This is a genomic window from Vibrio sp. AIC-3 (assembly GCF_013114515.1).
Classification (GTDB): domain Bacteria; phylum Pseudomonadota; class Gammaproteobacteria; order Enterobacterales; family Vibrionaceae; genus Vibrio; species Vibrio crassostreae_C.
Genome location: NZ_VTXG01000058.1, coordinates 1 through 5130 on the forward strand (window position 1 = coordinate 1; position 5130 = coordinate 5130).

The window sequence follows — 5130 nt, forward strand, 5'->3', positions numbered from 1 at the left end:
TGGGTACGAGTCACTGAAAGTATATTCGGAACCGCCGTATGCGACCCACGCTTGTACGGTGGTGTGAGAGGACGGAGGCTGCGAGGCCTCCTCCTACTCGATTGCTGTCAGAGCGATTTGTTAATTCAGAACTATTTAGTAATAAAAATTTGTTCTGTTTCTAGTGATGTCATCGTGCGAACTTGACGCCAAATGTAGTAGAAAATACCTAACATCATCAGCATGCTTGGGATGGCGATTGCTGGGTAGCTGTAAAGTGTCAGCTTGCCAAGTTCTTCATTAAAGGCAGCGGTGCCAGCAGGGCTAGTCACAATCCAAGTCGCTAGGAAGTAGTTCATAGCTGAAGAAAATGCGAAAGTACTCGCGAATAGGTAGTTGGATGTCATTAGACAACGATCAAACTTTGCTTGGTTACCGAACTGCTTTAGGCGCTCTTCAATAAGAGAGATATTTAACAGGGCCGGTGTGAAGATAACTTTCTGGATAAACGGGTAGCGGGTGAAGGTTGAGCCAAGAACCGCCAAACCAATTAGACCAGGGATTAATGCTTCTTTTAGTGCTAACCAACGAGTGTCTAGCTCAAAGAAACCAATACCGCCCGTTAATAGCACACTGACGAAGCCAAGCGCCGCTATGAAGTTGAACTTCTTGTTGCGGATCAACTCCATGCCACCGTAAGCAATAGGGAAGGCTAGTGCGACAAGTAATGCTAAGCCTGTTCCGAGAAGCTCATCTCCACTGAACTTCATTAAAATGAATGAAGGAAGAAAGACGTTAAACACGACTTCGAAAAGAGGACTCGATTTTTTGTTTTCTGTGTTACTCATAATTTCTAAATACATTATGTTATGGATTTATTCTCAGGGATTGTTGTTTACCTCGCCCAAGATGTAAAGCCTTAAGGCGTCATGCTGTGTAACGACATGTGACATCAACGACATCTCTGAGCCTATATAACGCTCAATTTAATACTTTGTGAGGGATGTTTATCTGGCCGACTTGGGGAAATCGAGTGGAAATTTTGGTTTAGTTTATTCAAACCTAATTCAGTTTATTGCGTTGTCGCGTACTCTTACTCACATTCACCGCTCTCAAACGATTGATGAATGTGAAATGAGGGAGAATAGAAAGGAATAGTTATAAGTCCATTATTGGTCGAAAAGTAGGTTAAAGCTTAAAGGGATTTGGTCGGAAATCGCTAATCCACCCACGGTCGCTGAAAGTTTGTTTAGATTCTCTGTCGATATCCCAAAATCAGCGCCGTTGACGATGATTGTCGAAGCTGAGCTAACCATGACAAACCCTGAGGATGGAACCACCACAACTGGGAAATCGATCGTTTTGGTTACGCCGTGTAAAGTAACTTCCGCTGCTACTGTTGTTCTTTTTGGATCACCAGATAGCATCGACGGTTCAACCTTCCCAGAGATCTTCACTTCAGGAAAAGTCATCGATTCAAAGTAGAGTTCATTCAGTCTCTGGTCACGAATAGCGACTCCGGTGCTCACGCTTTTCAAGTCCAATACTATTGAAAACTGACCCTCTTCGGTAAGTCCTCCAGACATAGGTTTGGTGGATGCGGGCTCGACAACAAACTGCTTTTTAATGGTCGCGAATGTGATGTTCGATAACTTCGGATCTAATGTGTAGCCCGACTCCGCGAAAGATTGAGCGGAGATAACGGTGCATAGGAGGCCGAATGTAGAGATTAGTTTTTTCATAAGTTGTCACCAGATTGATGAATTCACAGGTTTATGTTCTTGAGTCGTACGTTTTTAAAATGACTTTTTGGAAAGAGTGATTGAGAGAAGCTTAGTTCAGCATTCGAAAAATTACCGCAGGAAAAGAAGAGCGTCGCTGTATTACTGGAATCATGATCGACGAAGTGACTTGTTTATTTTTAGTTATGTTATAACATAACCAAAGTCACTCTTGCCAAGAATAATTATTCTGTTGGTAAAAGGGAAGCGATGAGCATGTATCAAGGAGACGACGTAATGAATGCCGTGTTAACCAAGCCTTTGGCTACCAATAGCAGCCAGCCACTCAACATTAGTTCAGCTGTGAGTATTCAGGATAAGGCAAATCACAAGCCAAGCTTGAGTGCTTCTGAGCAGCCAACGGTATTAGCGGAAATCTACCAAAGTGATATTAATATAGCGGTATGGCAGCGACAGTTTGATGAAGGCTTAACGACGGCAATTAGTGAATTTATCGCCTTGAATCCAAACTTTAGTAAGTCTGTTAGCGTGTCACCTGAAAATGCTTTCGATAAGTTGGAATTTGCCACCGATGGCACCGCCTCTAAAGCGCTGTTAGAAAACATGGCAGAGCTGGTGGATATGTTCTGTTGTTTGTTTGAGCTTGAAGAAGTCGGGTTACGTTTAGCCGTTCTGAATAAAGCGATGTGTCCACGTTTCCATTTTGATCAAGTGCCTTGCCGCTTGGTGACAACTTATCATGGTGTTGCGACTCAATGGTTGCCAAACGACTTAGTCGACCGTTCTAAGCTAGGGCTAGGGGCTAACGGAAAGCCTGATTCTGTTTCAGGCCTGTACAACGACGAATCTGACATCCAGAAAATGGCCAGTGGTGATGTTGCGTTATTAAAAGGGGAGCGTTGGAGTGGCAATGAGAATAGAGGCCTTGTTCACCGTTCACCAGTCACTTCATCTGACGAAACACGATTGCTGTTAACGTTGGACTTTGGTTGATCAACTTTTGACTACTTTGTCCGCAACCTGTTTCTATTCAGACGTTCAACACGTTTAAATACCTTCCTAATGATCTAACGGTATAGCGCGATCTGTGCCGTTATTACTCTCAAACAGAGACACTCATCAGCTGACCATGTTTAACACATTAATTCAAAATTTAGAGTTTACCATTCTATAAATCAATGGGTTACGATGCGTGCTCTTACTCACACATATGAATAATTCAACCGGTTAGCTGGTTTCTTAATTTATTTTAAAGCGTAAAATATATCCCGCTTGCAAACCGCTTTGGCAATCAATTTGTTCGCCACGGTTTATTACTTCCAAATTATAGGTTTCCTATGTTCAAGAAACTCTCGCTTAAAAATAAGCTGGCGATTTCAGCCAGTATGGCCATTATCCTGGGGGGGATTTTGGTCGAGGCATTGTCTTTTCGTGCTTCACTGCAAAGGTTGGATATTGAAGTTGAACAGCGCTTAGAGGGCGCATCGGCTTCGTACAATCAATATGTATCGGATTGGATCTTATCCAAAGAGCGTGCGCTTACTTCTCTTTCGAAAGAGTCCAAACAAGAAAGCTTGGTGACTCATCTAAAACAGGTTCGTGACTCAGCCTCTTTTGATAATGTCTTCTTGGCATTTCCTGATGGTTCGCAAAAGAACGCGAACGGAGTAGTACTGCCGCCGGGCAATGATGATCCTCGTTTGTGGGGTTGGTACACCAATGCGGTTGCGAACCCAAGCAAGGTGTTCATGGATAACCCAACGGTTGCTGCAGCAACTGGGGCGAACGTTGTTTCATTAGGAACAGCAATGCAACTGCATGGGCAACAGGTTGTGTTGGGTGCTGATGTAGAAATTACAGACATCTTAAACAGTCTAGAGCAGGTGATTCTTCCAGGTGAAGGTTACATGTTCATCGCGACCAACAAAGGCACGGTTTATACGCACCCTGACACTAAGTTACTGAACAAAAACATCAGCTCACTTGGGTTAGATTTTGCGGACGTACAAAAGGCGCTGACTAGCGGTAAAGACACTTCTATCGAGTTGAATGGCAGCGACTATGTTCTGTACGCACGTGCGATTGATGGAACGAGCCTGATTACTGTGAGCGTTGTTAACCATGACTCTCTGGTTGCGCCACTATTTGATGCAGTGATTGGTCAAGTGTTGGTGACGCTACTTGTGGTGATCGTATGTACCATACTGTTTAACCTGTTGTGTACGATTCTATTCCGCCCGTTGAACCACGTTTCTCAAGCACTGGCGCAAATCGCGAATGGTAGTGGTGATTTAACTCAACGCATTCATGTTGAAAACCAAGATGAAGTGGGCGAGTTGGCTCATAACTTCAATACCTTTGTTGGAAGCTTACAGCAGTTGATTGGCCATATCCGTGGGCAGTCAGAACAGCTAAACAGCCAGTCAGAGCAAAGTGCTCAGCGTGCGAACCGTTCGGTGGATGAGCTTAATCATCAGCAGCAAGAAATCACTATGGTCGCGACGGCCGTAACTGAAATGGCGAGCGCCACGCAAGAGATAGCATCGCATGCCGAGCAAACAGCAAAAGCGGCGCAAGATTCAGCGACAAGCACTAACAGTGGTCACGCTCTGGTTGTGGATACCAAAGGTTCAATCAATAACCTAGCCAATGAAGTTAATGAAGCGGGTAGTGTGATTAGCGAACTTAACAAGCATGCTCAAGAGATCTCGACTGTACTCGCAACGATTCAAGGCATTGCAGAACAAACCAACTTACTTGCTTTGAATGCAGCGATTGAAGCGGCTCGTGCTGGTAAACAAGGTCGTGGATTTGCTGTGGTAGCGGATGAAGTACGTGTGCTTTCACAGCGTACCCACTCTTCAACGGAAGAGATCAAATCAACAATTGATATCCTGCAGCGTACAACGGCGCAAGCGGTTGAGCTGATGGAGAGCAGTTCTAAGTTGGCAATACATTCAGTAGAAGATGCCGATCGAGCTTCGCATGCGCTTGAAGAGATCAATACTGCAGTTGCTTTGATCAGCGATATGGCGACTCAAATCGCGACGGCTGCTGAAGAGCAAACACATGTGACGGGTGAAATTACCCAGAACGTGACGACCATTAAAGATGTTACCGACCACTTAGTTGTGGGCGCACAGGACAGCTTAACTGAGTCGAACGAACTTAAGAGCCAAGCCGCTGGCTTAAGTGACAAAGTGGCGACTTTTAAGCTTGCTTAACTGGTTCGCTCACTGATGCCTGATCAGTGAGTGCACGTTAAGCAATAAGCCAAAGCGACGTAGATTACGTCGCTTTTTTTGTGGTGCGCCGAGCATGGCGTTGATCTAGGAGGTGAAAGTCCTCTACGGGCTCAGTCGAGCGAGAACTGTTAGCCTATGCAAGGGTGTTCACCGTGAGGTGAAAT

4 protein-coding genes are annotated in these 5130 nt (G+C 44.8%); 2 read left to right on the forward strand and 2 right to left on the reverse strand.

All coding sequences use genetic code 11. The annotated features are described in order from the left end of the window. Positions 1–131: 131 nt before the first annotated feature. On the reverse strand, positions 132–827 hold the full coding sequence (locus tag F0229_RS21465; RefSeq protein ID WP_017065484.1) for a VC0807 family protein: 696 nt from the start codon (positions 825–827) through the stop codon (positions 132–134). 321 nt (positions 828–1148) lie between these two features. Next, the gene (locus F0229_RS21470) at positions 1149–1721 is read right to left on the reverse strand and encodes a YceI family protein (RefSeq protein ID WP_171733677.1); all 573 of its coding nucleotides are present in this window, start codon (positions 1719–1721) and stop codon (positions 1149–1151) included. A 276-nt stretch (positions 1722–1997) separates the two neighbouring features. On the opposite strand from F0229_RS21470, the gene F0229_RS21475 reads away from it, so the two are divergent. After that, positions 1998–2714: a DUF1826 domain-containing protein gene (locus tag F0229_RS21475; RefSeq protein WP_171733679.1), complete on the forward strand. Its 717-nt coding sequence runs from the start codon at positions 1998–2000 to the stop codon at positions 2712–2714. 344 nt (positions 2715–3058) lie between these two features. Then, on the forward strand, positions 3059–4945 hold the full coding sequence (locus F0229_RS21480; protein WP_171733678.1) for a methyl-accepting chemotaxis protein: 1887 nt from the start codon (positions 3059–3061) through the stop codon (positions 4943–4945). Positions 4946–5130 lie beyond the last annotated feature (185 nt).

Coding starts and splice junctions, on each gene's coding strand:
- F0229_RS21465 (WP_017065484.1), bottom strand. CDS start 827: ATGAGTAACACAGAAAACAAAAAATCGAGTCCTCTTTTCGAAGTCGTG.
- F0229_RS21470 (WP_171733677.1), bottom strand. CDS start 1,721: ATGAAAAAACTAATCTCTACATTCGGCCTCCTATGCACCGTTATCTCC.
- F0229_RS21475 (WP_171733679.1), top strand. CDS start 1,998: ATGAATGCCGTGTTAACCAAGCCTTTGGCTACCAATAGCAGCCAGCCA.
- F0229_RS21480 (WP_171733678.1), top strand. CDS start 3,059: ATGTTCAAGAAACTCTCGCTTAAAAATAAGCTGGCGATTTCAGCCAGT.